This window comes from Candidatus Sodalis endolongispinus (assembly GCF_018777395.1).
Classification (GTDB): Bacteria; Pseudomonadota; Gammaproteobacteria; order Enterobacterales; family Enterobacteriaceae; genus Sodalis_B; species Sodalis_B endolongispinus.
On sequence record NZ_JAFJYC010000001.1, the window covers coordinates 2,417,793 to 2,432,331 of the forward strand.

General features: G+C 45.1%; 12 protein-coding genes and 4 pseudogenes. 10 read left to right on the top strand and 6 right to left on the bottom strand.

What is annotated here, in order from left to right:
- Positions 1-123 precede the first annotated feature (123 nt).
- The 6 genes and pseudogenes from JZM24_RS11695 (at position 124) to JZM24_RS11720 (ending at position 5,073) form a co-directional block, all read left to right on the top strand.
- Positions 124-606, top strand: a complete 483-nt coding sequence (locus JZM24_RS11695) for a PTS sugar transporter subunit IIA (RefSeq protein WP_215669747.1) — start codon at positions 124-126, stop codon at positions 604-606.
- Positions 603-1,781 (top strand): glycoside hydrolase family 88 protein, encoded by a 1,179-nt coding sequence (locus JZM24_RS11700; RefSeq protein ID WP_215669748.1) that lies wholly within the window; start codon positions 603-605, stop codon positions 1,779-1,781. Before JZM24_RS11695 ends, JZM24_RS11700 begins: the two co-directional genes overlap by 4 nt.
- Positions 1,782-1,803: 22 nt before the next feature.
- Positions 1,804-2,295 (top strand): PTS sugar transporter subunit IIB, encoded by a 492-nt coding sequence (locus JZM24_RS11705; protein WP_215669749.1) that lies wholly within the window; start codon positions 1,804-1,806, stop codon positions 2,293-2,295.
- Positions 2,296-2,314: 19 nt separating this feature from the next.
- Positions 2,315-3,117, top strand: a pseudogene (locus JZM24_RS11710) (PTS mannose/fructose/sorbose/N-acetylgalactosamine transporter subunit IIC).
- Positions 3,110-4,006, top strand: a pseudogene (locus JZM24_RS11715) (PTS system mannose/fructose/sorbose family transporter subunit IID). Before JZM24_RS11710 ends, JZM24_RS11715 begins: the two co-directional pseudogenes overlap by 8 nt.
- Positions 4,006-5,073 carry a hydroxyacid dehydrogenase gene (locus JZM24_RS11720; protein ID WP_215669750.1) on the top strand — a complete coding sequence of 356 codons (1,068 nt, stop codon included), beginning with the start codon at positions 4,006-4,008 and terminating at the stop codon, positions 5,071-5,073. The pseudogene JZM24_RS11715 and the gene JZM24_RS11720 overlap by 1 nt, the downstream one beginning before the upstream one ends.
- Positions 5,074-5,217: 144 nt before the next feature.
- On the opposite strand, the gene JZM24_RS11725 is transcribed toward JZM24_RS11720, so the two are convergent.
- The 4 genes from JZM24_RS11725 to JZM24_RS11740 all read right to left on the bottom strand — a co-directional run bounded on the left by JZM24_RS11725 (position 5,218) and on the right by JZM24_RS11740 (position 8,061).
- On the bottom strand, positions 5,218-5,685 hold the full coding sequence (locus tag JZM24_RS11725; protein ID WP_215669751.1) for a glycoside hydrolase family protein: 468 nt from the start codon (positions 5,683-5,685) through the stop codon (positions 5,218-5,220).
- Between the two features lie 447 nt (positions 5,686-6,132).
- Entirely contained in the window at positions 6,133-6,396 is a 264-nt protein-coding gene (locus tag JZM24_RS11730) for a hypothetical protein (protein WP_215669752.1), read from the bottom strand.
- A 317-nt stretch (positions 6,397-6,713) separates the two neighbouring features.
- On the bottom strand, positions 6,714-7,325 hold the full coding sequence (locus tag JZM24_RS11735; protein WP_215669753.1) for a lytic polysaccharide monooxygenase: 612 nt from the start codon (positions 7,323-7,325) through the stop codon (positions 6,714-6,716).
- 295 nt (positions 7,326-7,620) lie between these two features.
- A complete protein-coding gene (locus JZM24_RS11740) occupies positions 7,621-8,061 on the bottom strand; it encodes a hypothetical protein (RefSeq protein ID WP_215669754.1) in 441 nt (146 codons plus the stop codon).
- A 1,427-nt stretch (positions 8,062-9,488) separates the two neighbouring features.
- Between JZM24_RS11740 and JZM24_RS11745 the strand changes: the two genes are divergently transcribed.
- The 3 genes and pseudogenes from JZM24_RS11745 (at position 9,489) to JZM24_RS18690 (ending at position 12,099) form a co-directional block, all read left to right on the top strand.
- Positions 9,489-10,721, top strand: coding sequence for a tyrosine-type recombinase/integrase (locus JZM24_RS11745; RefSeq protein WP_246579940.1), 1,233 nt, complete (start codon positions 9,489-9,491; stop codon positions 10,719-10,721).
- Between the two features lie 71 nt (positions 10,722-10,792).
- A pseudogene (locus JZM24_RS18685) lies at positions 10,793-11,544 on the top strand (MFS transporter).
- Between the two features lie 57 nt (positions 11,545-11,601).
- The gene (locus tag JZM24_RS18690; RefSeq protein ID WP_246579941.1) at positions 11,602-12,099 is read left to right on the top strand and encodes an MFS transporter; all 498 of its coding nucleotides are present in this window, start codon (positions 11,602-11,604) and stop codon (positions 12,097-12,099) included.
- Positions 12,100-12,182: 83 nt separating this feature from the next.
- On the opposite strand, the gene JZM24_RS11755 is transcribed toward JZM24_RS18690, so the two are convergent.
- Positions 12,183-12,755, bottom strand: coding sequence for a metal-dependent hydrolase (locus JZM24_RS11755; RefSeq protein WP_215669755.1), 573 nt, complete (start codon positions 12,753-12,755; stop codon positions 12,183-12,185).
- Between the two features lie 232 nt (positions 12,756-12,987).
- Between JZM24_RS11755 and JZM24_RS11760 the strand changes: the two are divergent.
- Positions 12,988-13,869: pseudogene (locus JZM24_RS11760) on the top strand (Rpn family recombination-promoting nuclease/putative transposase); the annotation flags it as partial.
- Between the two features lie 171 nt (positions 13,870-14,040).
- On the opposite strand, the gene JZM24_RS11765 reads toward JZM24_RS11760, so the two are convergent.
- On the bottom strand, positions 14,041-14,427 hold the full coding sequence (locus tag JZM24_RS11765) for a helix-turn-helix domain-containing protein (protein WP_246579942.1): 387 nt from the start codon (positions 14,425-14,427) through the stop codon (positions 14,041-14,043).
- Positions 14,428-14,539: the final 112 nt, after the last annotated feature.

The window sequence follows — 14,539 nt, forward strand, 5'->3', positions numbered from 1 at the left end:
ATCGCTTCGACACTATGCGAAAGCGTCTAAAAACAATCATATCCGACTGTTATAAAACATAAAAAACAACTGGCACGAAAACTGCTCTATCTTGGTATGCGACAAAAATCATTAAGAATATTTATGCAGGAGATCTATGTGGCGAGCCACGGTGAATATGCCAAAGGCATTGTTTCCGCCCTCAGTTTGCTAATTGGCGACGATCACGGTGTTACGCCCGTTTGCGGGTATTGTGGCGATATCAGCAATACCGCTGAACTGGAGCAGTACCAGGAAAATGTGGCATTGCTCGCCGCACACCGCGGCAACGAGGTCTTTTTATTTACCGATATGCTTGGCGGTAGCGTCAATAACACCGCGATTCTGGTCATGATGCGCCACCCACAGCTCCATGTTATCGCCGGGGCAAACCTTATCATGCTGATGGAATTTTGTTTGTCGGAAGAACCGGCGACGGCTTCGCGCATCACAGCAGCTATCGCCATGGCCACTGATGGCATGTGTTACGTCAACCGGCTACCGGAAATTGTGCTGGCCGCCCGTTCCGCCGCCCCTGGAGCGCCTGACCACCCTGACGATTTCTTTACTGGCGGGGCGTCTTCATGAACACGGTCAAATTAGAACCTTTGGCGGCGCGTTTTCACCACCCCATCCCCCCGCTAAACCTGAGCGAAGTGCAACAGGCTTTACAACGGGTGCTGGCGAAAATAGATGCGCAGCTCCCCCGGTTTAGCGCGACATTCCCCACCGCCAGCGCCGTTGACGGTCGTTATCCGGCAGTGGACAAGGTGGATTGGACAGAAGGTTTCTGGACCGGGCAACTGTGGCTGGCTTTTCAGGTAACCGGCGACGAGAAATACCGCCGTGTGGCGGAGGGGTTTCTGGATAACTTTGAACAACGGCTTGAGGCAGGGATCAAAATAGATACGCACGATCTAGGTTTTCTCTATCACCTTTCTTGCGTTAATGCCTGGAAAATAACCGGAAATCCACGTGCGCGTGCCATTGCCTTAACCGCGGCGGAACATCTTTACCGTCGTTATAATGCGACCGCCGGCGTCATTCAGGCGTGGGGAGATTTACGCGATCCCGCCCGCCATGGAAGGATGATCATTGATTGTAATCTTAACCTGCCGCTATTGTTTTGGGCAGCTAACGAAACCGGCAATAACGCCTATCGCACAGCAGCCGCGACCCATTTACGCCAGGCGGCGCGCTATTTAGTCCGTGAAGATTCCTCAACCTTCCATACGTATTATTTGGACGTGTTTACCGGTAAAGCGCTACGGGGCGACACTCATCAGGGCTTTAGTGATGATTCCTGCTGGGCGCGCGGTCAGGCGTGGGGAATATACGGCTTTGCGCTGGGGTTCAATCACACCGCTAATCCGGCGTTGCCGGTATTGACCCGGAAATTAACCCATTATTTTCTGAATCGCTTGCCGGACGATTTCATTTGCTATTGGGATCTGATTTTTACTGAACACGACCACGCCCAGCGCGACACGTCCGCAGCCGCTATTGCCGTGTGTGGCCTACTTGAGTGGCTAAAACAATTACCGCTGACCGACGAACACCGCTCTGCTTATTTCAATGCGGTAACGGCAATAATGCGTCAATTGCAACAGCGCTATACCACCCAGCACGAAGACGGGTTACTTCGTGAAGGGGTTTATAACTATGGCCGCAATATGGGCATCAATGTTGCCAATCTGTGGGGCGATTATTTCTATTTTGAAGCGTTAGTCCGCCTATCTCAACCCTGGTCATCGTACTGGTAAGTACGTTTTAGGAGTGTCAATTATGATTTCGCTGATTCGACTTGATGATCGTCTCATTCATGGTCAAGTCGCCGTGGTATGGACCAAATATTTGGGGGTCAACCGCATTCTGGTGGCCAATGATCACATCATTAATAATGATGTACAAAAAATGTCGCTGCGCATGGCGGCGCCCGACACAGCCAAATGCGCCATCATGGCGGTTGACGATGCCAAAGCGGTCCTCAATGATCCGCGGGCTGTCGATATGAAGATCATTGTCATTATCAATCACCCATCCGATGCCCGGCGGATTATTGAACAGGTCCCCGCCATCAAAACGCTCAATGTCGCCAATTATGGCCGTATCACCGATAACCTGGCGGCTAAACTCCGTGTCTCCGATACCGTTTACGTCACGCCGGAGGATATTACTGACTTTCAAGAGATTGCCGCACGGGGCGTCAGCGTGGAATATCAGGTACTGCCGTCACATCCGGCCAAAAACTTCATCGAGATGCTGAAATCCGCTTAATGATCTTTGGGGAACGATTATGATCACACAAGCCTTACTCGTCGCACTGGTGTTATATATCGCCAAATTCTGCGATCACGGACTGGGACAACCGCTGGTGGAGCGCCACTTGATCTGTGGCGCGATGGTAGGTGCCGTACTTGGGGATTTTCAACAGGGGATTATTATTGGCGCCTCTCTTGAGCTGATTTTCCTTGGCACGATTACCATTGGCGGCTCTGTTCCCGCCGACTTAGCAGTGGGCTCAGTATTGGCATCGGCTTTCACTATATTAACCAAGGCCGAACCCGCGGTGGCGGTAGCGTTGGCGTTGCCTATTAGCCTGCTGGCGGTATTTGTCTATCAGGTCGAAAAGCTCGTTTATACCGGTCTGGTGGAAAAATATGATGCACTGCTGGATGCCGGTCGCGATAAATCGGCATTAGGCATGACCTTTGGCATGATGCTGTTTTACGGTGTCCCTTTCGCCATCATCGCTTTTTTTGGCATTTTATATGGTACTGACGTTATCCGCTCACTGGTAGATAGCATACCGCCAACCGTGATGCGCGGCATGACCGCGGTCGGCGGGATTTTACCGGCGCTGGGTTTGCCATTTTGCTCAAATCACTTTGTAATAAACAGCTAGCGGCATTATTCTTTATCGGCTTCGCGCTGGCGGCCTATTTACAATTGCACATTATGGGCATAGCGATGCTGGCCGGCGCGGTAGCGGTTTATTTATGCTTTACCGAATTTAATCAGCTGAAAATGTTTAATAAACTGAAAGCCACCACCGCGCCCGCCACTGCGGATGATAAAGAGGGATTTTTCAATGACTGACCACACACTCGCCCAGGCAACCTCAGGCCAGGAAACCAAAGAAACCCATAAACTGTTTCGTCAGCTATTTTTCCGCCAATTTCAATTGCTCGGCTCGATGAACTATACCCGCATGGAAGGATTAAGCTATGGCTGGACGCTGGCGCCGATGCTGAAAAAGATTTACCCGCAACCACATCAGTACCTGGCAGCGTTGAAGCGCAATAGTCAGTTTTTTAATACCAATCAGGCATTAGCGCCCTTCATCATGGGTTTAACGCTGTCGATGGAAAAAGAAAATGCGACCAACCCCGCTTTTGATACTTCTAGCATCAACGGTATCAAAGTCGCGTTAATGGGGCCTTTGGCCGGGATTGGCGACTCATTCTTCTATGGCGTGTTGCGAATTATCGCCACCAGTATTGCGATTGGTTTAGCGGCGCAAGGCAATTTCTTATGACCGTTGCTCTATTTGCTGGTCTACAATATCCCGAATCTTCTGGTGCGCTATTACGGCGGCGTAATGGGCTATCGCCTTGGCTCGAAATATATTGCCAAAGCGACAGAATCTGGATTATTGGGCTGCATCACCAAGGCCGCATCGATAATGGGTTTGATGATGGTAGGAGCAATGAGCGCCGTTATGGTCAAATTTGCCGCTACTTATAAAACCACCATCGCCGGCCAGCCGTTTATTTTACAAGATATCTTGGACAAGATTTGCGTCGGACTTATTCCGTTACTGCTGGTGCTGGGATGTTTTTATCTGCTGCAGAAAAAAATCAGCCCAAATACGGTTCTCATACTGCTGATTGTGCTCGGCTCCGCCGCGGCTGCAATAGGGATTATCCAAAAGGGCGACGGTGTATTGATGGAATCAGGCGCGGGCGCACCACCGCGACGGCTGTAATGGCCATCGCGGCGGCCACCCGCGAGGCGTTGTTAACCCCAGCGGCCGCTACATCGGCGCAGGCGGTGCCAAGCGAGGTAGAACGTGACATTACGCGCGGCTTTTTTTCCGATCTTCCACACAAGCTTCTCCAGGTCTATGGCGCAGGTCGTTGGCAACGGATAGCCGCGCTGGCCGACGTTTATCCTACCGTGATTTCCAGCGCAAATTGGCGTCACCATCAGGGCGCGTTGGCGAATATAGACGTCATTTTCTCCAGTTGGGGCATGCCGACACTGCTGGAATTGGCTATTGACCGCATGGCAAAGGTGCGCGCCCTTTTTTACGCCGCCGGCGCCACCGATAATTTTTGCCGGCCTTACCTTCGAAGCGATATTGTGGTCATCAGCGCTTGTCAAGCTAATGCTATTCCGGTGGCGGAGTTTTGTTTAGCGCAGATCCTGCTGGCGCTTAAAGGCTATTACCGCGTTAACCAAGCCTATACCGCACCGTCAACATTCAAACCGTTGAGTCAACACCGCTTTGCACCCGGCGCCTATGGCGATACCGTGGCGCTTTTAGGCGCCGGCGCGATTGCCGGGAAATTAACGGCATTGCTGAGCGCATTCAGTTTGCAAGTGCTGAACATTCCCTCCCGGTCGGAACGGCGTGCCGTTTCGCTGGAATCAGCCTTTGAACGGGCTTTTTTTATCAGTAATCATCTGCCTAACCGTCGCGACAACATCGGGCTTATTGGCGGAGAGTATTTTGCGCGCATGCGTAATGGCGCGGTGTTTATCAATACCGGCCGGGGAGCACAGATCAATGAGGCCGAAATGATAGAGGTGCTCAGGGCTCGCCCGGATTTGACCGCATTGCTTGATGTCACCTCGCCCGAGCCTCCGTTGGCGAACTCGCCGCTCTATACCCTTGCCAATGTTCGGCTTAGCAGCCATATTGCCGGCGCAATGAATGATGAAACACGTCGGCTGGCAGATTACGTCATTGAGGACTTTCACCGGTGGCTGAGCGGTCAGCCCTTAAGGTATCAAATCACCGAAAATATGCTGTTAACGCAGGGTGATTGATGCCTTTACTTCTGTGCCGCTAACCTTCAAGCCTGGCGATTGTCATAGCACTCGAGCATCCTACATTGACGCCCCTATGCCTATTATTTGCCAAGCAGCCGGTTAAAAAACGCCGACGGTTGTTCATACTGGCACCTCTCAAACTCATAATGCTCCCTGATAAGCTGTAAATGTTCCCGTGCGCATGACCTCGGCGTGCCGTTTGGCTCGAGCAGGCGTTTGCTGCGCCCAAGTGCTTGTTAACATCCCCGCCGCCGCACCGGTAAAATTACCCGCAGCGATAAGCGCCAACGTATTAACGAATTTCGCCAGTCCTTTCACTCCCATTTGATAAGCCATACTGATAAGGATGTCTTGGCGGGGGCCGTTGCATACCGTCATCGCCGCCCAGATCTCAGGCATGTCGCGCATCTGCTCAATTTTCTTGTTCACTATGTTTTGCAACCAAACGTCTGAAAACTCTTTAGGAACGGTGAAAGTATAATGGGAAATAGGAGCGCCTTTTGGTCCCAAGAGAATACCTGTCCCGGCCGTTGGAAAACCGAGACTATCGTAGTAAGGCGCCTCTCGGTACCCCTCTTCATAATTAAGCAATGGGATTATCTGGCTCACGTTCGTTCTCCTGCATTAATGGTTCAACGATTAATCGGGCTTGCTCACCGTATTTCAGGCAACTTAGCAAGTTTAATTTTTACCCCATCAATCGTTTAATCCCATACAGCAATCCGTTGTGCTCGCCATGGGCTGACAAAAACACGCACTCAAGCTCGATTAATGTCTGACGCTGGCAATATCGAGCGCTAACTTAAAATAGATTGTTTTTGAAAAACGTAAAATAGTTATCACTGCTTCACTCAAGTCGATACGATTATCTAGCCATTATCAATCTGCTATTGTAAACAGTAATACTCGGGATCCATCATTGGCATTTCGCAACGACAATTTCACCTGAAGCTTCCAGAGTAATTTGATAATGACGCTTGCCCATCCATGTGAAATTATCAATTAACTGATGACATAGCTTGACATTATGGACAACGGATATTTCGTTATTTCCTCTCACTGTGATATTCCATTGCTGGCCACAATGGAAAATTCATGTTTGCCGTGGGGGATAAGAAGCAATAACTCAGAAATATTTGCTGCAGGCCTTGGGCGGGTTGCAAAGAAATAGTCCCACCAATCATTTGGCAAAGATATCTTATCATCGTGAGCAGTTTTAGCGGCCTGGCCCGCTTTGCTGAAGAATTTATAGCCCGTTGCGGATCGAATTACTATTGCAATCACGAGTCGTCGCAAGCTCCACATCAGCAACCGGGGCACTGAGGCTTTCTTGGGGGGGTGCCATTGTGCCGACTAGCGTCAGTTTCCTATGCAAGGAGAAAACTGAGGTGGGCGGGTAATGCCCTTTAGTTATTTGTATCTTGTGGCGTTAAACTTCCGTCTTCACCGCATAGCATTTGACCAAATTGGCGTGCTATTAGTGCGGTGCCCGGCATCGAAGGATTGGGACAGGTGTCATTCATTTTTCTGAGTATATTGCCGGAATGACACAGAATTTATGACACTCCCATGGGGGCAGTTCAAATCTCATCGATATCTGTCATATATACTTATGGCAAGATTGAGAACATTCACAATCACTGCTTTTTCAATCCCGCTTCATCTATGATATTGGCGTCAATCACTTGGTAGAAAGCATTACCGGTATTAAAGATATCCCACGTGCCTAGAATCAGGTGATATCCAGTACGCGAAGGAACATTACAATCAATTTCAACCTGATTTTTGGGCGTTGCGCCATCATCATATCTCTCACAAAACGGTGTTAAATCAAAGTCAGCCCTGACCAAGGGTTTATTGGCATTCCAATCCGGTTTCGTGATAAAAAACTTCCATGAGGTCGTTTTATGTGCCGCAGTCAAAGTCCAGGTGAACGTGTTCTCACCCGTATGCACATCAACTTTTTTCCAGCGGTCTAAAGTTTGTTGATTTAATTGCTGGAAATTAGCGTTTTGGCCACTTGCTATTTGCATATCCTTCGGCCATTTTTCCGGGAAACCCTTAGGACCTTCTACCGATTGAGGTTCATACTGCACCGGTCCGCAATCAGTATTGATGCCTTGTTGACATAAGGACGCTCTACTGGCGGGAATGGAAACATAGCCATGTTTTGGTGTGACAATGTTATCTTCTGCCATTACAGCGATACTTGGAATCATCAGTAATGATGCTATCATTAATTTTTTCATAGTTTTTCGATTGATTATTTATAAAATTGATTTTATTTACCGGGTAAAGTACCGGCAACCTTAACATTACAGAATGAAAATATCTGATAAGTTTCAATCCAGGCGTATTGACAATACTTGCGTCGGGTTAATTATGTTAAGTTCTCCACTTTCAGAAAGCGTCATTAGTAACGTGAACTCTGTTAAGGCACGTTTGTTCATCGTTCATCTTTACCCCAGTACCCGAGGCTAACTGGGTATGGAGAATTAAGATAAAAATGCCCAAACGTGCCTTCTCATCTGGCTAAATTAGATTTTACGACAGAACTAAGTCGAACGTGGTTTTATCTACGCGCACGACTTCTAATTTATTCTTGCCTTCTGGCAAGTTTTGCGAGACGATTTTGACCTCTTCACTCCTTCTATCATATTGAATGTGCATTGATCCATTAATGACATATTCAAAGGTGGCTTTATCGCGGACATAAACACCACAGGTGATAATCTGACTGTATTCAGATGGGTCGAATTTAAAGTAAGTCTTGTTTTGTTCCTGTACAGACTGTTCTTTCTTATTACCCAATGCCGAAGTGTTGAAGGTAAGAGTAAATGCGCCGTCTTCATCAAAGAACTTATCAACAAGTCTTAGCGCTAAAGTGAATTCCTTTTCATGGTATTTCCTCTGTTGGTTAAAAGAGAATTCATTATTAATCATTTCAAATTTTTTTGTAGTGAATGGCGTTGTGCCATAGCGCATAGACCAATCATGAATATATTATTCCGCCGCCCCACCATCATGAGCTTATTATATAAATAATGTACTGACTTGTCGAGCCCAGCTAATTAGCGTGATAACTATAAATCATATTATTCCGCTTTCAGAGAGGTGCCATCTTCTTTATGATGAACGGCATTAAAATATGAAATATCACATTTGGCACATAACTTCATGTGCGGGTAATAAGTATTCCACGGAATTCTCTTGCACCATTGTCACAAAAAAAGATCCTCTCCACGTTTTGCTCAAACCCATGACGTAAGCGAAAATAAACGCAGTGGTAAGTTAAGATGTTTGACAGGTAATCTGAGGCACGCCGGCTTCAAATAGCGGCAGCGATGAGTAATAAAGGGAGTGACTTCGGTGACTATACGCCAGAGCCAGTTTCTACTTCATGAAAAGCCAAACACCTTAGATTGATGAAATCAATCATGCAAGCTGATGAGCGTGAATGAAAGTTAGTCGAAAAATCACCGGGTTGCAGAGACATCATGAGAGAAATAAGCGGCTAGGGTGGCTCGAACCTACATAAGCTGAAAAGCATGTCCCGGACCTCTAAAAACTATTGTAGTTTTCACACTATCCACTGATCGACCCAGTTTTTCATTGTTAAGCTAAATAGGCAGCAGATAAAGACACAGCGTAGAGACCTTTGGTGCATCCGGTAGATAGTAATTCAGGTCGAGCGAGGTGAGTTGTGTTGAATGATCTGGCCAGTACAGTGCTAAGACGGCAAATAGGACATCATCATAATTTGGTGTTCGTCCATGCGACAGCAGTAATAAGAAATCATGGCACGACAACTGTATCAGCACGAAAGAGGTGTGTTGGATGAAATTTGGCCTGGAAAGCCGTGCAGGGATTGAAAAGGTTCGGTTTCATGGTCTGCGTTACCATGGGCAAGCAGATCAGTCTAGCAAGGGGGTGCCCCGGTCTGCATTGCAGGAAATGAAAGGCTAGGAAAGTAAAAACAGGGTATAGATACAAGCACACCACGCCCCGAACCATTTTGAAGTGCATGCACAGCAAATTGATGTCGTTGTTAGCAATCGTGTCCCAAATCCGTGCCACTGTGAATAATTGGCTATTGAGAAATCCTGTAGCCCATTGAATTCAAATGGTACGCCCTACTGGACTCGAACCAGTGACCTACGGCTTAGAAGGGCGATAACTTCTGATTTTAAGTCATAACAGATGATTTCATTCGCTTTCAACTTACTGTAATAAAAGGGGTTTTATATGTTGCCTGATTTCATATTATAACATAGTATTTCACCATAACAACACCCGTAAGAGCATCCGTAATGGCCGGAACACTACTCACTGACAGCAAGATAAAAGGCATCAAACCCAAAGAGCAAGCATATTACGTGTAGCAGGCATCAGCCACCAGAGGTACAGGACGCTTGGGTCTGAAAGTTTACCCTTACGGCAGAAAGATTTTTGTTTACAAGTACCATAAAGAGGGTGCTCGAAAATTCCTTTCACTGGGAGATTATCCCACGGTAACCCTCGCAGAAGCAACCGCAAAAGCCATCACCGCCGCTGCCAATATCACCGCGCCAGAAACGTCTATTGCTGAATACGCCATTATAAAACAATTGTTTGACGATTACATTACCACTCAAAAAAAACAAGGTAATCGCTCTTATGACAAAACAAAAAACAGACTCAACCAAGTGTTAACCAGTAAGTACATTGATCCTGCTACACCCGCTAAGGAAATAACACCCGTTCAGACTAAGCGTGTTCTTGCAGAGTTTATAGAACGTGGGGCAAACGCCGGAGCAAATAAGATTAGAGCTAACCTTCATGCTGTATTCAATTTTGGGTTATTCGCGGACAACGATCCTGCCAACATTAACGGTAAAACCATTTACGGGCTTGACCGAAACCCAGTCAGTGTCATTCCACCGCAAAAACGGGTAGATAAGGCGCTTGATAGTTTTTTGTCATGGGACGAACTCAGCCAGCTATTACGATTACTTGCGGTAACGGAATCAGCCTGCCCCATTCATCCAGACTTCGCTCAATTGACCCTGCTGTGTATCTTTAGCGCCGGACAGCGCCCGTGGGAAATAATGACCAATACTCGCGATCAATGGGATGAAAAAAATAAAACCCTTACAGTACCACCTAACATATCAAAAAATAGTGATTTACACATTATTCCACTGAATAAAACGGCCACTGAGATTCTGAAACGTCAGAGAGAAAAATATCCAGACGCGATGTTTATTTTTCCGGGCAATACAAAAGAAGGGCATTTGCTGTCCGCTGAGTACAGTAAACAACTCCGTAAATTCTGTAAATTAACCGATTTTAATAAATTCACCACCAGAGATATTCTCCGTACCTTTAAAACCCTGGCAGGGGATATGGGCATTAGTGCGGAAATGCGTGATAGACTTCAAAATCATAAAAGGCCAGGCGTGTCAGCGAAACATTACGATAGGTATGATTACCTAAGAGAAAAACGAGAAATAATTGAACAGTGGGAAAAAATTACTTGCTTTATGATCGATATAATCTTACATAGATTAGCTATCAGATATGAACAGCTATTTATAAGTATAGGGCCTTATACCGCGAGGAATACTCTTTTGCGGATACAAAAGGAGCAAGTATGCAATCAGTAAAAGTAGGTCTCAGTGCTATACAACAACTGAATTCATCTCCCTTAACAAAAAATCAAAAATTCCTTATATGTATGCTTACTATTGGAAATATTCTCGAATTTTTCGATTTATTTCTAGTCGGTTTTGTCATTACCCTGCTTATGCAAGATCAACAGTGGTCATTAAGCGCAATACAGTCAGGTTTAATCCTCGCTGGAGCAGGACTTGGAACTGTCATCGGCGCAATTTTTTGGTGGTGGCTTGCTGATAAATATGGCCGTAAGAAATCATTTTTCTCATGTATTTTATTTCTTGTAATATTTACCGGACTGGCTGCGCTAACGCCTGAAAATAATTGGTTATTTTTGTCAATCATGCAAGTTTGCGTAGGTATAGCCGTTGGCGGGCTTAATGTGACTTCTGTGCCTTATGTTCAAGAATTTGTGCCATCTAAAAAAGAGGGTTATTTACTGGTCTGACTTCATCATTTGTACCATTGTGTATATTCCTTGGATCATTCGCCACTCGTTATCTGGCTGAACCGCTTGGTTGGAGAGGACTTTTAATTATTGGTTGTCTTCCTGCTATTTTATTGGCATGGATAAAATTCATTCCAGAATCACCACGATATTTAGTATCTAAAGGACGTTTTCAGGATGCCCGTGAAGCTTACGCCTGGGCGATGAATATCCCTGTAACTAAAGTGGGGCATTTACCTGAAGATATATCGATTAGCAAAAAGTCTTATCTCAATATAATAAGACACTATCCAAAACAACTTACTATTGTCGCTATTGGTTCATTCTCTTTTATACTTGGAAGTTTCGCTATTCAGTCATGGTGACAGATATTATTGAATCATGTTTTCCATTTTAGCATTAATGTTGTAGCAAATTTATTCATGATACTTTCTTTAGGGGATTTAGTTGGCCGATTATTTTCAGCATGGCTTTCCGATTATCTTGGAAGACGTCGAACACTCTTTTTATTCGGTCTTATTGGTGCGCTTGGATGTATGATTGCAGCATTGTCTATACAGATCAGCACAATCGTGCATTTTTTAAATTTGAATATGATATCTTCAGGCTGGATTTTCTTTTTTGGCATTCTTATCGCTATGATGTTTGGCGATGGGGCATTTGGAATTATTAATACATTTGGTGGAGAAATGTTTTCTAATCAGGTACGCTCGACCTGTCTTGGACTTGGTTATGGTGTAGGTTCTACAGCTAAAATTATTGGTCCTGTTTTTCTCGGCGGTCTCATCGATGGCAAAAATTTTTCTGAAAATATTGTGTTCGTACCTTTCCTCATATTTGCGTTTATTTTTTTATTGGTTCTATTGTTTATCTTTTTGCTCGCGAAACCCGTAATATCCAGCTTGATGCTATGTAATTGATATCAATCTATAACTCAGATTCGTTAGTATTCATAGATATGAACCTGATCACTTAGAAGCCATATCTTATATAAAAATCGATTTCAAATCATAACGTTACGTGCCCATTGCCATATATTCTGTATAGAATCAGTGATCCATAATTTATTACTTATTAATATGTCAAAGGGATACAGAACAGCACATACAAGTACCAATACACAAAATATTCGTTCCCATTTAGGATATTTACTGGGGTTCAGTATTGGCATACAAAAACGTCGACGATATGGCCATAGTAACGGTATTCCTGCTGGTGTTAACATATCAGCAACAACATGACTGATGTAGCCAACGATCATAGCATGAATAAACTCTATCGGAATGATAGTCCGTGACAATAATCCTGAAGAAAGCAACAAGCTACACCCTGCGATAGCTAGAAAACTGTGTGTAATGCCTCTATGACCGAACAACTTGGCAATGGGTATTGAAAGCCATTTTAATCGCTGGCCTAATAAAGACTTGGGGTGATCAATGTCTGGTAGCAGGCAGGTCAATATTCCACCAATAATGATATGCCCCCAGTTCCCTTGAGCTAAGGGTGGTGATAACTCCAATTTCTTTGCAAAAATGGTGCTTGCTAAAGCAAAGATGAAATGCCCGCCAGCAGTCATAGTAACCACATATAGTTATATTTTGATATAATTATTTGTTTATGTTCATTATGCGGATAAAATAATTCAACAATCAACAGTTTACTAAGTTAAAAAACTCGGTCCATGCTGGATAGCTGTTAGTGATATCCATCAGAAGCTATCCGGCTTATTAAAAGTTCAGTAATTTCAATGGTAGACTATCCACTTAACGCGGTATACTACACCCATGACAAAATAATCACTATCCCAACATGATTCACTCTTCAAAAAGTTCCTAGGCGATATTGCTGTAGCAAGGGATTTCTTGGAAGTGCATTTGCCACCTCATCTTCGGGAGCGTTGCGATTTCAGCACCTTGACGATGGAATCCGGCAGCTTTATCGAAGACGACTTACGCACTCAGTGTCCAGATATGCTCTACTCTGTGCAGACGAATTCGGGGAAAGGTTATATATACACAGTAGTCGAGCACCAGAGCCGCTCTGAAAAGCTAATGGCATTCAGGCTTCTACGGTACAGTGTGGCAGCCATGCAGCGGCATCTTGAACAAGGCAATGACTCGTTGCCTGTCGTAATCCCCCTCCTGTTTTATCATGGCACCACATCACCCTACCCGTATAGCACCCAATGGCTTGACTGTTTTGCCGACCCTGAACTGGCGGCCACAGTGTATCAGCAAGCCTTTCCGCTGGTTGATATTACCACGATACCGGATGAGGAGATCCTGACGCACCGCCGAGTAGCTCTTCTGCAACTCGTACAAAAGCACATCAGAACACGCGATATGTTGGAACTTGCTGTAGAGTTAGCTAATCTAATAGAAACATGGCAGTATTCCAAAGAACAATGCAGGAGTTTATTATATTATATAGCTCAGGCAGGAAATACGATTGACGGCGAGGGATTTATCCGAACCCTTGCGGAAAAAGCACCGACTTACCGGGAGGATTTTATGACGATTGCAGAACAACTTGAGGCTAAAGGCCGCGAAAAAGGTAAGCATGAAGGCTACCAGCTAGGCCGACAGGATGCGAATAAAGAGCTAGCGAAGCAGCTTTTAGCCGATGGTGTAGAACGTAGAAATATTAAGCGCTATACCGGCCTTTCAGATGCTGAACTAGATAAACTATGAGGCAAGAAGCTAGCTTGCCTCTAGCTTATAGGTAAATTCAATATAAAACAATAGCTTACTAATATTTTTATACCATCTTTTCTTATCCGTTTCAGCATCCAATAAATTTCAGCAAGAACTCCCATAAACTATCTTGATTAGCTAACCAAGTATCAAACTCATTTTGGATAGTCATCCAGCTTTCTGGTCGTAGCGGGATGATTTCACATCCGAATCCTCGACCGTTTTTCTTGTCCGCTTTTGTGCTTCCTCTCCATCGATTCCACAATGTGTGAGAGCCGGTGCTATTTGACCGGCTGTGGGAGCTATCTCATCATGTATAAGCCACATCGTATATTTTTTAAAAATATTAACCTGTATTACTCTTACCATTACTTCAGATCGTGCCGGTTGTTGACCGATTTCGTACGCTCTAACTGTGTTAAGTGATAATCCTGCCAATTCAGCAAATTGACGCTGAGTTAAATCTTCACTCTTTCTGATAGCTCGTAATTTTTTCCCATAATCTATTGACAAGATGTTCATATAAACATTATCTTCTCTGTTAGATGTTTGCATAAACATCTAAAAATAAGCAAAAGTCACCACATCCAGCCAAAACTGGGCAAGTTGCAGCAAATGCACTCAGTGTTAAGCATAACAGATGTCAAGCTCTGTTTTGAGACTTAAA

Bases quoted from the DNA above. Each gene is read 5' to 3' on its own strand.
- JZM24_RS11695 (WP_215669747.1), top strand. From the start codon at position 124: ATGCAGGAGATCTATGTGGCGAGCCACGGTGAATATGCCAAAGGCATT.
- JZM24_RS11700 (WP_215669748.1), top strand. From the start codon at position 603: ATGAACACGGTCAAATTAGAACCTTTGGCGGCGCGTTTTCACCACCCC.
- JZM24_RS11705 (WP_215669749.1), top strand. From the start codon at position 1,804: ATGATTTCGCTGATTCGACTTGATGATCGTCTCATTCATGGTCAAGTC.
- JZM24_RS11720 (WP_215669750.1), top strand. From the start codon at position 4,006: ATGGCCATCGCGGCGGCCACCCGCGAGGCGTTGTTAACCCCAGCGGCC.
- JZM24_RS11735 (WP_215669753.1), bottom strand. From the start codon at position 7,325: ATGAAAAAATTAATGATAGCATCATTACTGATGATTCCAAGTATCGCT.
- JZM24_RS11740 (WP_215669754.1), bottom strand. From the start codon at position 8,061: ATGCGCTATGGCACAACGCCATTCACTACAAAAAAATTTGAAATGATT.
- JZM24_RS18690 (WP_246579941.1), top strand. From the start codon at position 11,602: ATGATACTTTCTTTAGGGGATTTAGTTGGCCGATTATTTTCAGCATGG.
- JZM24_RS11755 (WP_215669755.1), bottom strand. From the start codon at position 12,755: ATGACTGCTGGCGGGCATTTCATCTTTGCTTTAGCAAGCACCATTTTT.
- JZM24_RS11765 (WP_246579942.1), bottom strand. From the start codon at position 14,427: ATGCAAACATCTAACAGAGAAGATAATGTTTATATGAACATCTTGTCA.